At 64.7% G+C, this 15240-nt stretch carries 15 protein-coding genes; 5 read left to right on the forward strand and 10 right to left on the reverse strand.

Annotated elements, in window-relative coordinates:
- Positions 1 to 83: 83 nt before the first annotated feature.
- The 7 genes from BLS61_RS20630 to BLS61_RS20660 all read right to left on the reverse strand — a co-directional run bounded on the left by BLS61_RS20630 (position 84) and on the right by BLS61_RS20660 (position 7755).
- Positions 84 to 1415, reverse strand: coding sequence for a DUF58 domain-containing protein (locus BLS61_RS20630; protein ID WP_090434058.1), 1332 nt, complete (start codon positions 1413 to 1415; stop codon positions 84 to 86).
- Entirely contained in the window at positions 1412 to 2446 is a 1035-nt protein-coding gene (locus BLS61_RS20635; protein ID WP_090434060.1) for an AAA family ATPase, read from the reverse strand. Before BLS61_RS20635 ends, BLS61_RS20630 begins: the two co-directional genes overlap by 4 nt.
- Positions 2443 to 3633: a DUF4350 domain-containing protein gene (locus BLS61_RS20640; protein ID WP_090434062.1), complete on the reverse strand. Its 1191-nt coding sequence runs from the start codon at positions 3631 to 3633 to the stop codon at positions 2443 to 2445. Before BLS61_RS20640 ends, BLS61_RS20635 begins: the two co-directional genes overlap by 4 nt.
- Complete coding sequence (locus tag BLS61_RS20645; protein WP_090434064.1) at positions 3630 to 5216, reverse strand: DUF4129 domain-containing protein; 1587 nt, start codon at positions 5214 to 5216, stop codon at positions 3630 to 3632. Before BLS61_RS20645 ends, BLS61_RS20640 begins: the two co-directional genes overlap by 4 nt.
- A complete protein-coding gene (locus BLS61_RS20650; protein ID WP_090434066.1) occupies positions 5203 to 6183 on the reverse strand; it encodes a stage II sporulation protein M in 981 nt (326 codons plus the stop codon). The genes BLS61_RS20645 and BLS61_RS20650 overlap by 14 nt, the downstream gene beginning before the upstream one ends.
- On the reverse strand, positions 6180 to 6905 hold the full coding sequence (locus tag BLS61_RS20655; protein WP_090434068.1) for an RDD family protein: 726 nt from the start codon (positions 6903 to 6905) through the stop codon (positions 6180 to 6182). The genes BLS61_RS20650 and BLS61_RS20655 overlap by 4 nt, the downstream gene beginning before the upstream one ends.
- Positions 6906 to 6996: 91 nt before the next feature.
- Positions 6997 to 7755 carry a hypothetical protein gene (locus BLS61_RS20660; RefSeq protein ID WP_090434070.1) on the reverse strand — a complete coding sequence of 253 codons (759 nt, stop codon included), beginning with the start codon at positions 7753 to 7755 and terminating at the stop codon, positions 6997 to 6999.
- A gap of 187 nt (positions 7756 to 7942) precedes the next feature.
- Here BLS61_RS20660 and sbcB point away from each other — a divergent pair, with 187 nt between their 5' ends.
- A complete protein-coding gene (sbcB, locus tag BLS61_RS20665) occupies positions 7943 to 9391 on the forward strand; it encodes an exodeoxyribonuclease I (RefSeq protein WP_090434072.1) in 1449 nt (482 codons plus the stop codon).
- Positions 9392 to 9750: 359 nt separating this feature from the next.
- Here the strand turns inward: sbcB and mvaT are convergent, their stop codons facing one another.
- Complete coding sequence (gene mvaT, locus BLS61_RS20670; RefSeq protein WP_090434074.1) at positions 9751 to 10125, reverse strand: histone-like nucleoid-structuring protein MvaT; 375 nt, start codon at positions 10123 to 10125, stop codon at positions 9751 to 9753.
- 293 nt (positions 10126 to 10418) lie between these two features.
- Between mvaT and purU the strand changes: the two genes are divergently transcribed.
- The 4 genes from purU (at position 10419) to BLS61_RS20690 (ending at position 13636) form a co-directional block, all read left to right on the forward strand.
- Positions 10419 to 11270: a formyltetrahydrofolate deformylase gene (gene purU / locus BLS61_RS20675; protein WP_074680791.1), complete on the forward strand. Its 852-nt coding sequence runs from the start codon at positions 10419 to 10421 to the stop codon at positions 11268 to 11270.
- 44 nt (positions 11271 to 11314) lie between these two features.
- Entirely contained in the window at positions 11315 to 11740 is a 426-nt protein-coding gene (locus BLS61_RS20680; protein WP_090434076.1) for a CBS domain-containing protein, read from the forward strand.
- 11 nt (positions 11741 to 11751) lie between these two features.
- The gene (locus tag BLS61_RS23715) at positions 11752 to 11925 is read left to right on the forward strand and encodes a hypothetical protein (RefSeq protein WP_167358762.1); all 174 of its coding nucleotides are present in this window, start codon (positions 11752 to 11754) and stop codon (positions 11923 to 11925) included.
- A 226-nt stretch (positions 11926 to 12151) separates the two neighbouring features.
- Positions 12152 to 13636 carry a helicase HerA-like domain-containing protein gene (locus BLS61_RS20690; protein ID WP_090434080.1) on the forward strand — a complete coding sequence of 495 codons (1485 nt, stop codon included), beginning with the start codon at positions 12152 to 12154 and terminating at the stop codon, positions 13634 to 13636.
- 221 nt (positions 13637 to 13857) lie between these two features.
- On the opposite strand, the gene BLS61_RS20695 is transcribed toward BLS61_RS20690, so the two are convergent.
- Both BLS61_RS20695 and BLS61_RS20700 read right to left on the reverse strand, forming a co-directional pair.
- Positions 13858 to 14076: a hypothetical protein gene (locus BLS61_RS20695; protein ID WP_090434082.1), complete on the reverse strand. Its 219-nt coding sequence runs from the start codon at positions 14074 to 14076 to the stop codon at positions 13858 to 13860.
- A 240-nt stretch (positions 14077 to 14316) separates the two neighbouring features.
- Entirely contained in the window at positions 14317 to 15192 is an 876-nt protein-coding gene (locus tag BLS61_RS20700; RefSeq protein ID WP_090434084.1) for an aldose 1-epimerase, read from the reverse strand.
- Positions 15193 to 15240 lie beyond the last annotated feature (48 nt).

The raw sequence follows: 15240 nt of genomic DNA on the forward strand, positions 1-15240 counted from the left end.
AACCACGCAACATCTGTGTGGGAAAGCCGATGCCAGGGCCTCTGCGGCAATGGCTTCGACCGTCGTGCGTGGCAGCAGTTGCCTCAAAGGGCGCCAGCTTTCTTCCAGGCCAGGTAACTGCTGACCAGTTCCGGGCCCAGTTCGCCGGGGCGCGTATCGAGCACCGGCACCTCATGGGCAGCCAGGCGTTCGTGCAGTTCGGCGCGGGCGTTGAGGTAGTCCAGCGTGCCGCAGTAGGCCAGGGCCTGGTCGAATTGCTCCACGGGCGTCTGGCGCAGACGGTCCAGCGCTTCCTCGCGCAGGCTGGCGATCAGCACGCGGTGCTGGCGCGACAGGCGCCGTACCGCGGCGAGCAGGTCCTGGTCGTCCTCGTCGCGCAGATTGGTCACCAGCACCACCAGCGAGCGACGGCGCTGACGCGCCAGCAACAGGTCGGCAGCGGCGCTGAAGTCGGCCGGCTGCTGGCTGGTGTCCAGATCGTAGACGGCGTTGAGTAGCACGTTGAGCTGGGCCTGTCCCTTGACCGGCGCCAGGTAACGCGACTGTTGGCCGGCGAAGGTGGCCAGGCCCACCGCGTCGCCCTGGCGTAGCGCCACGTAGCTGAGCAAGAGGCAGGCGTTGAGGGCGTGGTCGAAGTGCGACAGCTCGTCGTCCTGGCTGCGCATGCGCCGGCCGCAGTCGAGCAGGAAGACGATCTGCTGGTCGCGCTCGTCCTGATACTCGCGAGCGATGGGCGTGCGCTTGCGCGCGGTGGCCTTCCAGTCGATCTGGCGCAGGGTGTCGCCATCACGAAACTCGCGCAGCTGGTGAAACTCCAGGCCCAGGCCGCGGCGCGGGCGCTGGCGCACGCCCAGCTGGCTCAGCCAGTCATCCACGGCCTTGAGCTGCGCGCCATAGAGGCGAGCGAAATCGGGGTAGACGCGGCTTTCACCTTCCAGCGGCAGCAGGCGCCTGGCCTGCCACAGGCGCAGTGGGCTGGGCAGCAGCAGTTCGCAGTGATTGAAGAGAAAATGTCCGCGTACCAGCGGTTTGAGGCGATAGCTGATGCGCGTCTGCTGGCCGGGGCGCAGCGCGACATGCTGCGGCATGTGCTCGAATTCCATGCCTTCCGGCATATGGTCGAACACTTCGATATCCAGCGCCTGGCTGTATTCATGATGCGCGCTCAGCTGCACCTCGCTCCAGCGGCCCAGCGGCAGGTTGCCGGGCAAGGTGCGTTCGATGCGTGGCGAGGGCAGGCGGCGCAACCATAGGGCATCCACCGTTGCCACCAGCAGCAGGGCCAGCAACAGCCCCCAGGCCAACAGCATCAGGCTGCCTGCCAGGCGAATACCGAGCAGGGGCAGAGCGCCGAGCAGCACGGCAGCGGCGAACAGGCCGCCGAGCAGCCCGAGGAGCAGGCGCGAAGGTTTCATAGGCGCGGTGCCGGCACCTGATCGAGCAGCTGCTGCAGCACCTGATCCACCGACAGGCCCTCGATGTCCAGCTCCGGCGCCAGACGTACGCGATGGCGCAGCACGGCCAGGGCACAGCTCTTGATGTCATCCGGCAGGACGAAGTCGCCACCGCGCAGTAGCGCGCGCGCACGGGCACCGCGCACCAGGGCGATGGAGGCGCGCGGCCCGGCGCCCATGGCCAGACCCGGCCAGCTGCGGGTAGCACGGGCCAGGCGTACGGCGTAATCGAGCACCTGGTCGTCCAGGGGCAGGTCGCTGGCGATCTTCTGCAGCGCCAGCACGTCCTTGGCCTGCAGCAGGGTGCGCAGCGGGCTGACTTCGAGCATGTCGGCCTTGGCCGAACGGGTCACCTGGCGCACCATGTTCAGCTCTTCGTCCTGCTGCGGATAATCCATGCGCAGCTTGAGCATGAAGCGGTCCAGCTCCGCTTCCGGCAGCGGATAGGTGCCTTCCTGCTCGATCGGGTTCATGGTCGCCAGCACCATGAACGGCAACTGCACCGGCAGGGCGCGACCTTCCAGGGTCACCTGGCGCTCCTGCATCACTTCCAGCAGCGCGGCCTGGGTCTTGGCCGGCGCACGGTTGATCTCGTCGGCCAGCAGCAGGTTGGTGAATACCGGGCCCTTGCGCAGCTTGAACTGCTCGCTCTGCATGTCGTACACGGCATGGCCGGTGACATCGCTGGGCATCAGGTCCGGGGTGAACTGGATACGTGCGAACTCGCCGCCGAAGCAACGCGCCAGGGCGCGTACCAGTAGGGTCTTGCCCAGGCCCGGTACACCCTCGACCAGCACGTGGCCACCGGCGAGCAAGGCGGTGAGCATGTCATCGATCACCGCGCTCTGGCCGATCACGGCCTTGCGCAGCTCGGCGCGCAGGGCCTGGGCCAGCTGGCTGGCGCGCTGGCGTTGCTGCGCCTGCGGGTTGCTCGGCGCGGCGCTCGGGGTTTCCTGCACCGGCAGGTTGTCGTTCTCGGGGATTTCGCTCATAGGGCATTCCTGAGGGTTTGCAGGTGGGCGACCTGGCGGGTGAAGTCACTGGCGGACAGGCGTTGCGGCGGCAATGGGCGCATGGCCTGGCTGATGTCCTTGGCGGGCAGGCGGGTCAGGCGACCGAGCACCTGCCATTGATCGGCGACCGCGAGCTTCTCGAAGCCGGGGTAGCGGCGGCGGGCACGGCGGTTGATGTCCTGTTGCAGGCCCTTGAGCAGACTGTGCTGGCCACTGCGCCGCAGGAGGAAGTCGGCGCTGCCGCGCAGGTGTTCCTCGAGCTGACGCCGTGCTCGGCTGGCCGGCGCCTGCAGCGGGCCGTGGCGCATGCCGAGGTGCCACAGGCTGGCGATGATCAGCAGGGCCAGCACCAGCAAGGCCAGCGGGAAATGGCGCAGCAGCAGGCGCGCCAGACCATCGCTGTCGGCGTGGTAGAGCAGGGTCACGGCGCTGTCCTGGCTCAGATACCAGAGCAGCCAGGCATGGTCGTACTCGTTGATGTTGCGGTTCTGCCAGATCCACGGATCGCTCAGTACGGTGATCAGGCCGTCGCCGTGGTAGAGCTGCAGCAGGTGCGTGGCGGCCTCGCTGTTGGCCCAGGCGTGGGCACGGTTCTGCGCGTCGTACAGGTGGAAGTCGGTGTCGAAGGCGATATAGGCCGGCGCCTGCTCGTTCTCCAGGTAGAGCTTGGTGAGCTGCGGGTAGGCCTCCTGCTCTCCTTTCTGCCCGTTTTCCGCCTCCGTCTCGCTGGCCTCTTCCTCGTCCAGCTCGTCGCTCATGTACTGCTGGATGCCGAGCAGATCGAGCAGCAGGTCGCCGCTCTTGCCTTCCTCTTCGTCCCACAGGCGTTCGGCGATGAACAGCAGGTGGCCGCCATTGGCCGTCCATTGCAGTACGCGCTCGACCTGGCGCGGCGTCATGTTGCCGCGGTCGGCCAGCAACATCAGGGTCTGGCCCTCGCTGGGCAGGCCGTCGAGCACGTCCAGACCTTCGGCGCGGCGTGCGGCGATGCCCTGCTTGCGCAGGAAATGTTCAGCGGCCAGGTAGGGGCTGCTGGCAACCTCGGGGGCAGGGCCGTGCTCGATCACGTCTTCGTAAGGTTCGAGTTTGCCCAGTACGTAACTGGCGATCAGCCCAACCGCCAAGAGCAGGGCCATGGCGAGGATGAATCCGGCGCGCCGACTCATGCCGCACGCTCCTGGCCGAACAGGCTGCGCCAACCCTGACACAGGCCCTGACGGAGCGACTCGGCGGGCAGGCGATGACCATAGGCCAGCGCCTGCCAGTGGCCGGTGAGCAGGCGACTGTAGTCCTCCAGGTTCTGCTGCCCGAGGCCTGCGACCAGGTGCAGCACTTCCCCTTCGGTATGCGACTGCTTCAGGGGTAGACGGTGTTCGTGCAGCAGGCGGCTGAGCAGGGCACGGTAGAGCAGGCCGAGCGCAGCGCGCGGTTGTTCGGCCCAGAGCCGCTCGGCTTCGCTGGCGACGTCATCGGGCAGGGTTTCCGGGGCCAGTTCGAGGCCAAAGAGTTGTTGCGGTGCCACTGGCCGGCGCCGTGTCGGCAGGCCGATGCGTTCGCCAAAGACTTGCAGCCATTGGCGATAGCGCCATGCAACGAAGGCCAGCAGCGTGGCCAGCGCCGCCCACAGCAGCACTTCGAAGATTTGCGCAACGACATCCAGGCTCTTCCACCATTCGCCCAGCTTCAGCAGGTTCCTGAGCATCTCGAGGAAGGCTTCGACATCTTCCGGCTTGGGTTCCTCGGCCGGTTTTTCTTCGCCCAGGCGCCAGCGGGTGACGGTTTCGCGGTGCTGGAAGGGCGGCTCGTCGAGCAGCGCCTCGATGCTGGCGCGCGCGGCCTGGCTGGTCAGCGGCTGCTTGAGCAGGCGCGGGGCGTCGGGGCCTTGCGGGTCGGCCTGCTCAACTTCTTCGCTGACGATGGGCGGCGTGTCGGCCCAGGCATCGCCTGGCAGCTGCGCCAGCAGCAGGGCGCAACCGAGCAGCAGGGCGTAGGCGCTGCCGGTCAGGCGCTGGCGCAGGCGGCGGAAGGTCAGCTCGATATCCCAGGCCTCCAGGGCGGTACGGCGATTGAGATAGAGGGTGAAACCGCAAGCGACGTAGACCGGTTCCCAGAGGATCAGCAGCAGCACGTAGAGCAGGTTGGACAGGTGCTCCAGCCACAGCCACTGACCGCTGCTGGCGGCGATCAGGCTTTCCCAGGTCCAGTCCAGCTCCACCTGCTGCGGCAGCATCAGATAGAACAGGGCGACAAGGCCCATCCACAGGGCCATTTCCAGGTGCACGCCGACCAGTGTCAGCCAGGTAGCGGCGCCGCTGTCACGCTGGCCGAGCACCACCAGGCGCTGGCTACGCGCCTGGCCGGACAGGCCTTCGAGCTGCAGCACGGGCAGATCGAAGCTGCGTGTCGGGCTCAGACGGCGCCAGGTCAGGCTGGCCAGCAACTGTGGCCACAGCAGTTTCGGCAGTGCGCGCAGCGATTGTTTCAGCGAGGGCGTATTGCCGAACAGCGCCTGCGACAGGATGTACAGCGGCAGCCGTTCATAGGCGGGTTTGAGCCACCAGAACAGGAAGATGGCCCAGCCCGGATACTGCCAGAGCAGGGCGCAGAGCAGGGCGAACAGCGGCAGGGTAACCAGCGCCCAGCTGGCCATCAGCAGGCCGGCGTGACGACGGGCGAGCAGCACGCCGAGGTCGATGGCTTCCCAGGCGCTGCGCGGGCGGATGGCCACGCTGGCTTCAGTCAGGCGCATGCTGCCTCCGCCCGGCCAGCAGCAGATAACTCATTACCAGCGCCCAGAGCCCGGCACCGACGATGTACTTGATGTGCGGGCTGGCGAAGGTGGTGGATGACCAGAACGCTTCGATGAAGGCGGCCAGCAGCAGGAACAGGATCACCCCGGCCACCAGCTGGATTGCCTTGCCGGCCGCCAGGCGCAGGGCCTCGCCGCGGGGCAGGCGGCCGGGGGCGAGCAGCGCCCAGCCGAGCTTGAACCCTGCCGCGCCGGCCAGGGCGATGGCGGTCAGCTCGAAGGCACCATGACCGATGACGAAGGACCAGAACGGCTCGCCGTAACCGATGCGTGTCAGGTGGCCCGCCACGGCGCCGATCATCAGGCCGTTGAACAGCAGGAAGAACAGGCTGCCAAGGCCCAGCAGCAGGCCGCTGGCGAAGGTCTGAAAGGCGATGCCGATGTTGTTCATGATGTAGAAGCCGAACATCACCCAGTCATCACCGGAGCCTCGTTCGCTGAAGCGGCCGAGGCGGCGCGCGTCGGGATCGTACATGCGCTCCATCTCGCTGACCTGATCGGGGCTGACCAGGCTGAAGATCAGTTCGGGATAGAGGTAGGTCAGCAGCCCCATCAGGGCCAGGCTGCCGAAGAACAGCAGGCTGGCGACGCAGACGCTGCGCCATTCGCTGCGTACCAGGCGTGGGAATCCGCCTAGCAGGAAGCGGATCATCTGCGCGCCGAGGTGGCTGTGGTGGCGATAGAACTGCTGGTGGCCGCGCATCGCCAGTTGCTGCAGCTGATCGATCAGGTGGCTGCTGTAGCCGCGCGCCTGGGCCAGGGCCAGATGCTGACAGAGCTGGCGGTAGCGGGCGGCGAAACTCTGACAGGTCCGCGCATCGGCCTTGCCGCGCTCGAGCGCGTCGAGCTGGCCGTTGAAGGCATCCCAATCCGGCTGATGGCGACTTTCGAACAGGCTCTGCTTCATGGCGCGTTCCCCAGCAGGCCACGGGCGATGCCATTGAGGCGCGGCTCGGCCTGTTCGGCAGGCACCTGCAGCGGCTCGGCCAGCAGCGCCGCCAGTTCCGCTCTGCGGGCGGCGGACAGCTGGCCGCCGCGTTCGGCGAAACCGAGGATGGCGCGTTGCTCGTCCAGGCTGAGCGGGAAGGGCGCTGGCAGAGGTTCGGCCTCGGCCAGCTGCGGTTTGCTCAGCGGCGCGTCGCGATAGACCACCAGCGTGCCGGCGGCGATATCGCCGAGGCGCTTGAACGCCGGATGGTTCAGGCAACTGATGATGCCCAGGGTGTAGCCGAACGGCAGGATATCGACGGAGCGCAGCAGGTTGCGGGTCAGCGAGGCAGCCCAGCCGATGGGCGTGCCGTCATCGTGCACCACGCGCAGGCCGAGCATCTGCTTGCCGGGGGAGCGACCCTGGTTGAGTACCTCGAACAGCACCATGTACCACCAGGTCACGAGAAACAGCAGGATGGTGCCCAGGCCCATGCCGAACTGACCGAGCAGGCCGAGGACGATGAACATCAGAATGAGGATCAGGCCGCGGATGGCCAGGTCGATGGCGAACGCCAGGGCGCGCGGCACCAGCCCGGCCGGCCGCAGATGCAGATCGATGCCTTCCGGCGTTTCGACCTGATAGCGGGTGTCCAGAGGGGGCTGGGTGGGCGGAAGGCTTGCGCTTGAGCGTGAGGGCATCGGCGGACTGCATCAAGGAAAGCCCGATGCTAGCGAGCAGCGGGCCTCGAACGCAACCGGGCCGGTGCACCGGCCCGAAGGTGACGTCGGTTTATCGAGTGGCCGGCAGCACGCCGAAGATGGTGCGATACAGCACGCCCATGGCCACGACCATCAGCGGAATGCTCCACACCAGGCCGATGCCCAGCGGCAGGGCGCTGACGATGACGATCAGGCCGAGCACGATGAACAGGCCGAAGACCTTGAACCAGTGCTGGGTGATGGCCTTGCGCGAGGCTTCCAGCGCCTGCCAGGGCGACAGGCCGCGCTCGACCACCAGCGGGATGGCCAGCAGATAGGCCACGCCCAGGTAGATGCCGGGGATCAGCAGCAGGATCAAGCCGAGATAGATCAGCAGCATCATCACCACGGCGGTGATGATCAGCGGCACGGTGCGGCCGAAGTGGCTGAAGATCTCGTTGAAGCTCAGCGACTGGTCGGCGGCGCGGCGGATGCCGACCATGTTGATGCCGGCCATGAAGGGGTAGGCCAGTGCCGAGGCCAGCAGCGAAATCAGGATCTCGCCTACGAAGACCATGAACAGGTTGTCGCTCAGGGCGCCGAAGATGCCGAGCACGCCGCCGAGGATGAAGGAGGCGGCCAGCAACACCACGTAGAACACCAGGAAGCCGCCGATGATGATGCCCTTGGTGCCCTTGACCTTGCTCCAGGACTCGCTCAGCAGTGCGCCGATGCTGAAATCGTAACCACGCGCCAGGGCCTCTTCGATGCTCGGCGCATGATCAGGCGACGGCTGCTGCAGGTTGCTGGCGGGCGCAGCGTAGGGGTTGGGGGTGATCGCGTCACTCATGATTGCATCCTTGTACACAGAGTGGAGGGGTGGGGCTTTCATGCTAGTGGCTGGGGCGTTTGCCCCACAAGTGCAGCGCGTCCGCTCGTGTGGCAGCTGTGCGCTGGTTCATGCTTTGGCCGGCGGCGGTGAGCCTGGAGGTGAATGATAGACTGCCGGCAATTCTGCGTTGGGTACGGAACCGCCAATGACTTCCAGCATCTTCTGGTACGACTACGAGACCACCGGCATCAATCCGCGTTGCGATCGTCCGCTGCAGGTGGCGGGCATCCGCACCGACGAGGCGCTCAACGAGATCGGCGAGCCCCTGAACCTCTACTGCCGGCCCGGCGACGACATCCTGCCGCACCCGGCTGCCTGCCTGGTGACCGGCATCGACCCGCAGCGCCTGCTGCAGCTGGGGCTGGACGAGGGCGAGTTCATGACCCGCGTGCACGCCGAACTTTCGGCTCCCGGCACCTGCGGCGCCGGCTACAACAGCCTGCGCTTCGATGACGAGGTCACGCGTTACAGCCTCTATCGCAACTTCTTCGACCCCTATGCGCGCGAATGGCAGGGCGGCAACAGTCGCTGGGACCTGATCGATCTGGTGCGTACCGCCTACGCACTACGGCCCGAGGGCATCGCCTGGCCCGAAGAGGACGGGCGCGTGTCGCTCAAGCTGGAGCGGCTGACCCAGGCCAACGGCATCGATCACGGCCAGGCCCACGATGCCTTGTCCGACGTGCGTGCCACCATCGGCCTGGCGCGCCTGCTGCGTGAGCGGCAGCCAAGGCTCTACGACTTTCTCTATCAGCTGCGCAGCAAGCAGCGGGTGATGGATCAGATTCGCCTGCTGCAGCCTGTGCTGCACGTTTCCGGACGCTTTTCCGCGGCGCGCCACTACCTGGCGCCCGTATTGCCGCTGGCCTGGCACCCGCGCAATCGCAACGCCCTGATCGTCTGCGACCTGCAGGCCGATCCGGCGCCCCTGCTGGAGCTGGATGCCGAGACGCTGCGCAGCCGCCTCTACACGCGTCGCGAGGCCCTCGCCGAAGGTGAGGCGCCGGTGCCGTTGAAGCTGCTGCATATCAATCGCTGTCCGGTGGTGGCGCCGTTGTCGGTTCTGCGCGAGCCGGATCGGCAGCGCCTGCAGCTGGATTGGTCGGTCTGCGAGCGTAACGCCGAGATGCTGAAGAATACACAGGCGCGTTGGCGGGACAAGCTTCCTGCCATCTACCACGAAGAGTCCTTCACAGGCAGCAGCGACCCGGAGCAGCAGCTCTACGACGGCTTTATCGGCGATCGTGATCGGCGCTTGTGCGAGCAGGTGCGCAGTGCGCAACCGCAGGCATTGGCCAAGGATCAATGGCCGTTCGACGATGCGCGACTACCGGAGTTGCTGTTCCGTTATCGCGCGCGCAACTTTCCCGACAGCCTTTCAACCGCCGAACGTCAGCGCTGGACGGATTTCTGCCGGCAACGGCTGAGCGATCCGCAGTTCGGCGCGCCCAATACGCTGGCGCAATTTCATGCAGCACTCGAGCAGTTGTGCCGCGACTGCGACAGGCCGGAGCAACTGCAACTTCTGCAGCAGTGGCGGGCGTATGCAGAACAAGTGCAGGCGCGTTTTTCCATCGGCCCTTCCGGCATCTGAGTGCGCAGAAGAAATACCCGCGCTATGCCAAGGGACTTTTGCAAAACAGGGATTCGTAAGAAAAGTGTAAGAGGCGGGAACTTTTCGCCGACTCGGCATTATTGCTGCAATCGCCAACCCGATGTGCCGGCCTAGACACTCTGAAAGGGATTGCCTTTCCGTCCAGATGGCACCTTGGTGCCGATTCTACGGTTGTTGCGGGAGTGACGGTGACGGGGCTTTTCAGAACTTCCCAACTTGAACGCGGGCATGGCGTGGCGCCGGGAATTGCCCAAAGCTGTTTTTACCCAGGGCAGGAGAAAAATATCGGCAATAAAAAACGCCAGCAGGGCTGGCGTTTTTGCTGTGTCACTCTGGAATTAGCCCAGCAGCGTGGCCCAACCTTCTACGACGTCGGCGCCCCACTTGGCTTTCCACTCTTTCAGCGTCTTGTGATTGCCGCCTTTGGTTTCGATCACTTCGCCGCTGTGCGGGTTCTTGTACTGCTTGACCTTGCGTGCGCGCTTGGTCGCGGCAGGCTTGGCGGCACGAGCGCCCTTGGCGGACTTGGCTTCGGGATCGAGCAGGGCAATGATGTCGCGCAGCGACTTCTGATATTCGCCCATCAGGGTGCGCAGCTTGCCTTCGAATTCCAGTTCTTTTTTCAGTTTGTCGTCTTGCGACAGGTTCTTCAGGCGCTCTTGCAGTTCCTTGATGGCTTCTTCGGTGGCGCGGTATTCGTTGATCAGCGACATGGGCATTACCTTGGCGTGAATAAGTCTGTGACAGTGAACAGTGCTCCAATAATAGTCAGGCCTTAAAAACAAGTAAACAGCGAGCCATGAAATTACTGCAGCGCAGTGCAACCCTTTGTGTCATCACAGCTGAATAAATCGAGTATTGCAAATAGCCCGGGAAGTTTCCTGTGCGCTGCAATAGTGCATTATCCATCCGCTCGCGCCGCGCGTCTGTGGTCAGGGCCTACTGCAGTTTTGCCGGGGTATCGTTACAATGCCCGGCTTTATGCGCCGCCATTGGGATTTTAGTTATGCGCACGTTCAGATTGGTGATTTCCTGCCCCGACCGCGTCGGCATCGTTGCCAAAGTCAGTAATTTTCTCGCCACCTATAACGGCTGGATTACCGAAGCCAGCCACCACTCCGATACGCAGAGTGGCTGGTTCTTCATGCGTCACGAAATTCGTGCCGATTCCCTGCCGTTCGACTTGGATGGGTTCAAGCAGGCCTTCTCGCCGATCGCCCGCGAGTTTTCCATGGAGTGGCGCATCACCGACTCGGCGCAGAAGAAACGCGTGGTGCTGATGGCCAGCCGCGAGTCGCACTGCCTGGCCGATCTGCTGCACCGCTGGCACAGCAACGAACTCGATTGCGAGATTCCCTGCGTGATCGCCAACCATGACGACCTGCGCAGCATGGTCGAGTGGCACGGTATCCCGTACTTCCACGTGCCGGTCGACCCCCGGGACAAGGCGCCGGCCTTTGCCGAGGTGGAGCGTCTGGTCAAGGAGCATCGCGCCGACGTCATCGTCCTGGCGCGCTACATGCAGATCCTGCCGCCAGCGCTGTGCGCCGAGTTCGCCCAGCGCGTGATCAACATCCATCACAGCTTCCTGCCGTCCTTCGTGGGCGCCAAGCCCTATCACCAGGCCTCGCTGCGTGGCGTGAAGCTGATCGGTGCAACATCTCATTACGTTACCGAAGAACTGGATGCGGGACCGATCATCGAACAGGACGTGGTGCGCGTGACCCATCGCGACGATATCGAGGAAATGGTGCGCCTGGGCAAGGACGTAGAGAAGATGGTGCTGGCGCGTGGGCTACGCTATCACTTGGAAGACCGAGTGCTGGTGCACGACAACAAGACGGTGGTGTTCGACTGATCTTGCTGCGTGGCCGGCCTGATGCACGTCAGAGGAGAACGGCCATGCTCAAGTCCATCAAGGTGCGCGACTACATGACTCGCCATCTGGTGACCTTCAGATCGGATACCGATCTGTTCACCGCCATCAACCGGCTGCTGGAACACCGAATTTCCGGTGCTCCGGTGGTCGACTCCCAGGGCCACCTGATCGGCCTGCTGTCGGAGGGCGACTGCTTGCGTGGCATTCTCTCCGGGGCGTATTACGAGGCGACCGGCGGGACGGTCAGCACGTACATGACCACCGAGGTGGAGACGGTGACGCCCGAGGCGGACATCATCGAGCTGTCCGAGCGCTTCCTGCGTGGCCGGCGCCGGCGTTTGCCGGTGATCGAGCACGGGCGTCTGGTCGGGCAGATCAGCCGCTGCGACGTGCTGCGCGCGGTCAAGGAGTTCGCCCAGCACGAGCAGGGCGAACTGAGCATCGGTTGAGGATGGAAGCGATGAGCGATCCACTGGACAAGGCGACCTCCAAGGCGCCGCCGACCCTGGGCGAGGGCTGCGTGCGTCGTTACGACCCTGATGCGCTCAGCGACGAGGACGGCACCGAGTTCGCCGAGGCGGCCGAGCTGTGGCGGCAGCTGCAGGAGCAGGCGCCGAAGCCCGAGCAGGATTGACCACCAAGGGCGCTACGGCGCCTTTTTCATGGCCTGCTGCTGCGCATCCGCGCACCTTCGCGCCGATACCCGCGAGACGGCCGCCTTCAGCGCGGGCGCAATCGGGCTGTGTGGCTGCAGGTTTTTGCTCATGCGATCTTGCGTCCGCACGGCGCTGCAACCAGTCTTGTGGGGCACGGCTGCGCTTGACGCGCTTGGCCACGATAGAGCTTCCAGGGGATGGCAGATGTCTTTGAATGCGCAGTTGGTATTGGGTGCGGGCAGTGATGGACAGGCGGTGGGGCAGCCGCTGCGTCTGGGCAATCGCCACGGCCTTGTTGCGGGCGCCACCGGCACCGGCAAGACGGTGACCCTGCAACGCTTGATTGAAAGCTTCAGCGATGCCGGGGTGGCGGTGTTCGCTGCCGATGTCAAAGGCGATCTGTGCGGCCTCGGCGCTGCCGGTGCGCCGCAGGGCAAGATCGCCGAACGCATCGCCAGCATGCCCTGGCTCGATTACCAGGCGCAGGCGTACCCGGTGACCCTGTGGGACGTGCATGGCCGCAGCGGCCACCCTTTGCGCACCACGCTCAGCGAGATGGGGCCGCTGCTGCTTGGCGCACTGCTCGAATTGACCGACAGTCAGCAGGCCGCGCTCTATGCCGCGTTCAAGGTGGCCGATCGCGAGGGCCTGCTGCTGCTCGACCTGAAGGACCTGAAAGCGCTGCTCGGCCATCTCAAGGACAATCCGCAGGTGCTCGGCGAAGATGTCGCGCTGTTCACCAGTAGCTCTGCCCAGGCGCTGCTGCGCCGTCTGGCGGGGCTGGAGCAGCAGGGCGCCGAAGCGCTGTTCGGCGAGCCGGCGTTGCAGCTCGAAGACCTGTTGCACCCGGACCGCGACGGCCGCGGGCGCGTGCACCTGCTCGACGCCACGCGTCTGGTTCATGAGGCGCCCAAGGTCTACGCGACCTTTCTGCTATGGCTGCTGGCCGAGCTGTTCGAGCAGTTGCCGGAGCGTGGCGACGCCGACAAACCGCTGCTGGCGCTGTTTTTCGATGAGGCGCACCTGCTTTTTCAGGGCACGCCCAGGGCCCTGCAGGAGCGTCTGGAACAGGTGGTGCGGTTGATCCGCTCCAAGGGCGTCGGGGTGTATTTCGTCACCCAGTCGCCAGGCGATTTGCCGGACGATGTGCTGGCCCAGCTGGGGTTGCGCATCCAGCATGGCCTGCGCGCGTTCACGGCCAAGGAGCAGAAGGCCCTGCGCGCCGTGGCCGACGGTTTTCGCCCCAACCCTGCGTTCAACACGTTGAGCGTTCTCACGGAGTTGGGCATAGGTGAGGCTCTGGTCGGCACCCTGGAAGACAAGGGTACGCCGGCGATGGTTCAGCGCGTGGCCATCGCACCGCCGCAGTCGCGCATCGGCCCGCTGAGCGAGGCCGAGCGTGCGCTGCTGGTGCGCCAGTCATCGCTTGCCGGGCGCTATGACAAGCCCGTCGACCGCGAGTCGGCCTACGAACTGCTTACCGCCCGCGCCAGCCAGGCGTCCGCCGAGGCACCCGCACAGGCGAGTACGAAGACCAGGGCCGCAGCGCAGGAGCCGGGTCTGGGCCAGATGGCCGGCGATTTGCTCGGCGGCGCGATGAAAAGCGCCTTGCGCCAGGCGGCCAACCAGCTTGGCCGGCAACTGGTGCGAGGGCTGATGGGGTCGCTGATGGGTGGCAGAAAACGCTAGGTTCTGTACGGAAAGTGCCTGCGCTCGGTGATGCTTCGTTAAAAACAGGTTCGGAATGCTCATTTACAGCTCGTAAACTCGAGTGCGAGCCCAGTCCGTTCCTCACCTGTTTTTTGCGGGGCCGCCATCGGTATCGCCTGACCTTCGCTCGACTACTTTCGTACAGAACCTAGGTGATACTGCGGCCGCAGGTTGTGCGGCTGCAGGGCACGCTCAGGGCGTCATTCGTATTCGCCGGCCGCTTCCTTCCTTTCCTGGCGTTCCTTCTCGATTTTCTCGATCTCTTTCTCGAAGGCCTGGTCGAGCAGGCTGGGTCTCTTGCGCCAGGGTTTGCGGTCAGGGTCCGGTTGAGCGGCATAGGTGATGACTTCACCGCCGTATACATCCTTGTAACGCTGCGCCTGGCGCTCGAGTTCGGCGCGCAGTTCGTCTTTCGTCACGAGTTATACCTGTAGGTTGTGATCGACCCACACGACACGTGAAACACCTGCTTTCACTGCTGCGGTCAGGAATCGATCGGGAGGCGCCTGTTGGAAGCGGGGGTAGAGGCGGCAAAGTTTAAGGCTTCGCATCCTTTTCCGTTCACGTCGGCTAGTTATCTATCTGTAACTTTCTTATGGAAAAAGTTGCACGGTGCAACCGGCGCGTATTATCGCCAACGCCTTGCGGATGTCCAGTGATCAGCCCGCCAGCGCCTGATATTGCAGGCTGAAATGCAACCGGCAAGTTTGCCCCGGGGCCAGCAACTGCAGCCCCGGGCGCTGCGGCAGATGATGCGCGTTGACCGGGTGGGTGACCGGTTCGAAACAGAAGAAGTTCTGCCCCTGCGGGCAGAACAATAGAAATACATCGGCGCCGTGCGCATGGCAGACAAGTTGATAACCGGCGTCCGTCTGAATGATGCGAGCGTCGCCCGGCCAATGGCTGAAGGCATTGTCGACAAGTTGCTGCGGCAACAATCTCGGTTCGGCGAAGTTCCAGGCCTCGGGTAATTCGACCCAGTGACTGGAAAGTTTGTCTTCGCCACATAACCAGACGCCGTCAGCTTTGGCTTGCACGCGGGTATGCGTCGTACGCGGCAGATAAGGATGCAGGCCGAGGCCATACCAGGTGGGCTGCTGGCCCAGGTGGGTGGCGTGCAGGCTCAGGCGCAGGCAGCCGTTCGCCAAACCAACCTGCAGCGTGGCGCGGTAGGGGAAGGGTACTTGGCTATCGAGTTGCAGGCTTGCGCTGTCGGATGTCACGTCGACTACCTGCCAGGGCTGCTGCCAGGCGCTGCCATGAATCGGCAGAGGCTCATGGTCGGTATTGGCGCTCAGAGACTGCCAGCCGGCAGGCGTAGCGAAGCCGCCGCCGCCGATGCGATTGGACCAGGGCAGCAACGGGTAGCAGGCCAGGCGTCTAGGGTTGGCGGCGTCCAGCGCCTGTTCGTCGCTATGCCGAAGCAGTGCTCGACCATCGCTCAGACGCACCCAGTTGACCAGACTTGCGCCCAGTTCCGGGGCGAGGGTCAATTGTGTCAGGCTATCGCGCAGGGTCAGCAGAGTCGTAGGCATTTGGCGTTCCTGGGGCGGTTGATGTCGGGAATTCATAGTGTCATCGTA

The organism is Ectopseudomonas guguanensis (genome assembly GCF_900104265.1).
Classification (GTDB): Bacteria; Pseudomonadota; Gammaproteobacteria; order Pseudomonadales; family Pseudomonadaceae; genus Aquipseudomonas; species Aquipseudomonas guguanensis.

Coding starts and splice junctions, on each gene's coding strand:
- BLS61_RS20630 (WP_090434058.1), bottom strand. CDS start 1,415: ATGAAACCTTCGCGCCTGCTCCTCGGGCTGCTCGGCGGCCTGTTCGCC.
- BLS61_RS20635 (WP_090434060.1), bottom strand. CDS start 2,446: ATGAGCGAAATCCCCGAGAACGACAACCTGCCGGTGCAGGAAACCCCG.
- BLS61_RS20640 (WP_090434062.1), bottom strand. CDS start 3,633: ATGAGTCGGCGCGCCGGATTCATCCTCGCCATGGCCCTGCTCTTGGCG.
- BLS61_RS20645 (WP_090434064.1), bottom strand. CDS start 5,216: ATGCGCCTGACTGAAGCCAGCGTGGCCATCCGCCCGCGCAGCGCCTGG.
- BLS61_RS20650 (WP_090434066.1), bottom strand. CDS start 6,183: ATGAAGCAGAGCCTGTTCGAAAGTCGCCATCAGCCGGATTGGGATGCC.
- BLS61_RS20655 (WP_090434068.1), bottom strand. CDS start 6,905: ATGCCCTCACGCTCAAGCGCAAGCCTTCCGCCCACCCAGCCCCCTCTG.
- BLS61_RS20660 (WP_090434070.1), bottom strand. CDS start 7,755: ATGAGTGACGCGATCACCCCCAACCCCTACGCTGCGCCCGCCAGCAAC.
- sbcB (WP_090434072.1), top strand. CDS start 7,943: ATGACTTCCAGCATCTTCTGGTACGACTACGAGACCACCGGCATCAAT.
- mvaT (WP_090434074.1), bottom strand. CDS start 10,125: ATGTCGCTGATCAACGAATACCGCGCCACCGAAGAAGCCATCAAGGAA.
- purU (WP_074680791.1), top strand. CDS start 10,419: ATGCGCACGTTCAGATTGGTGATTTCCTGCCCCGACCGCGTCGGCATC.
- BLS61_RS20680 (WP_090434076.1), top strand. CDS start 11,315: ATGCTCAAGTCCATCAAGGTGCGCGACTACATGACTCGCCATCTGGTG.
- BLS61_RS23715 (WP_167358762.1), top strand. CDS start 11,752: ATGAGCGATCCACTGGACAAGGCGACCTCCAAGGCGCCGCCGACCCTG.
- BLS61_RS20690 (WP_090434080.1), top strand. CDS start 12,152: ATGTCTTTGAATGCGCAGTTGGTATTGGGTGCGGGCAGTGATGGACAG.
- BLS61_RS20700 (WP_090434084.1), bottom strand. CDS start 15,192: ATGCCTACGACTCTGCTGACCCTGCGCGATAGCCTGACACAATTGACC.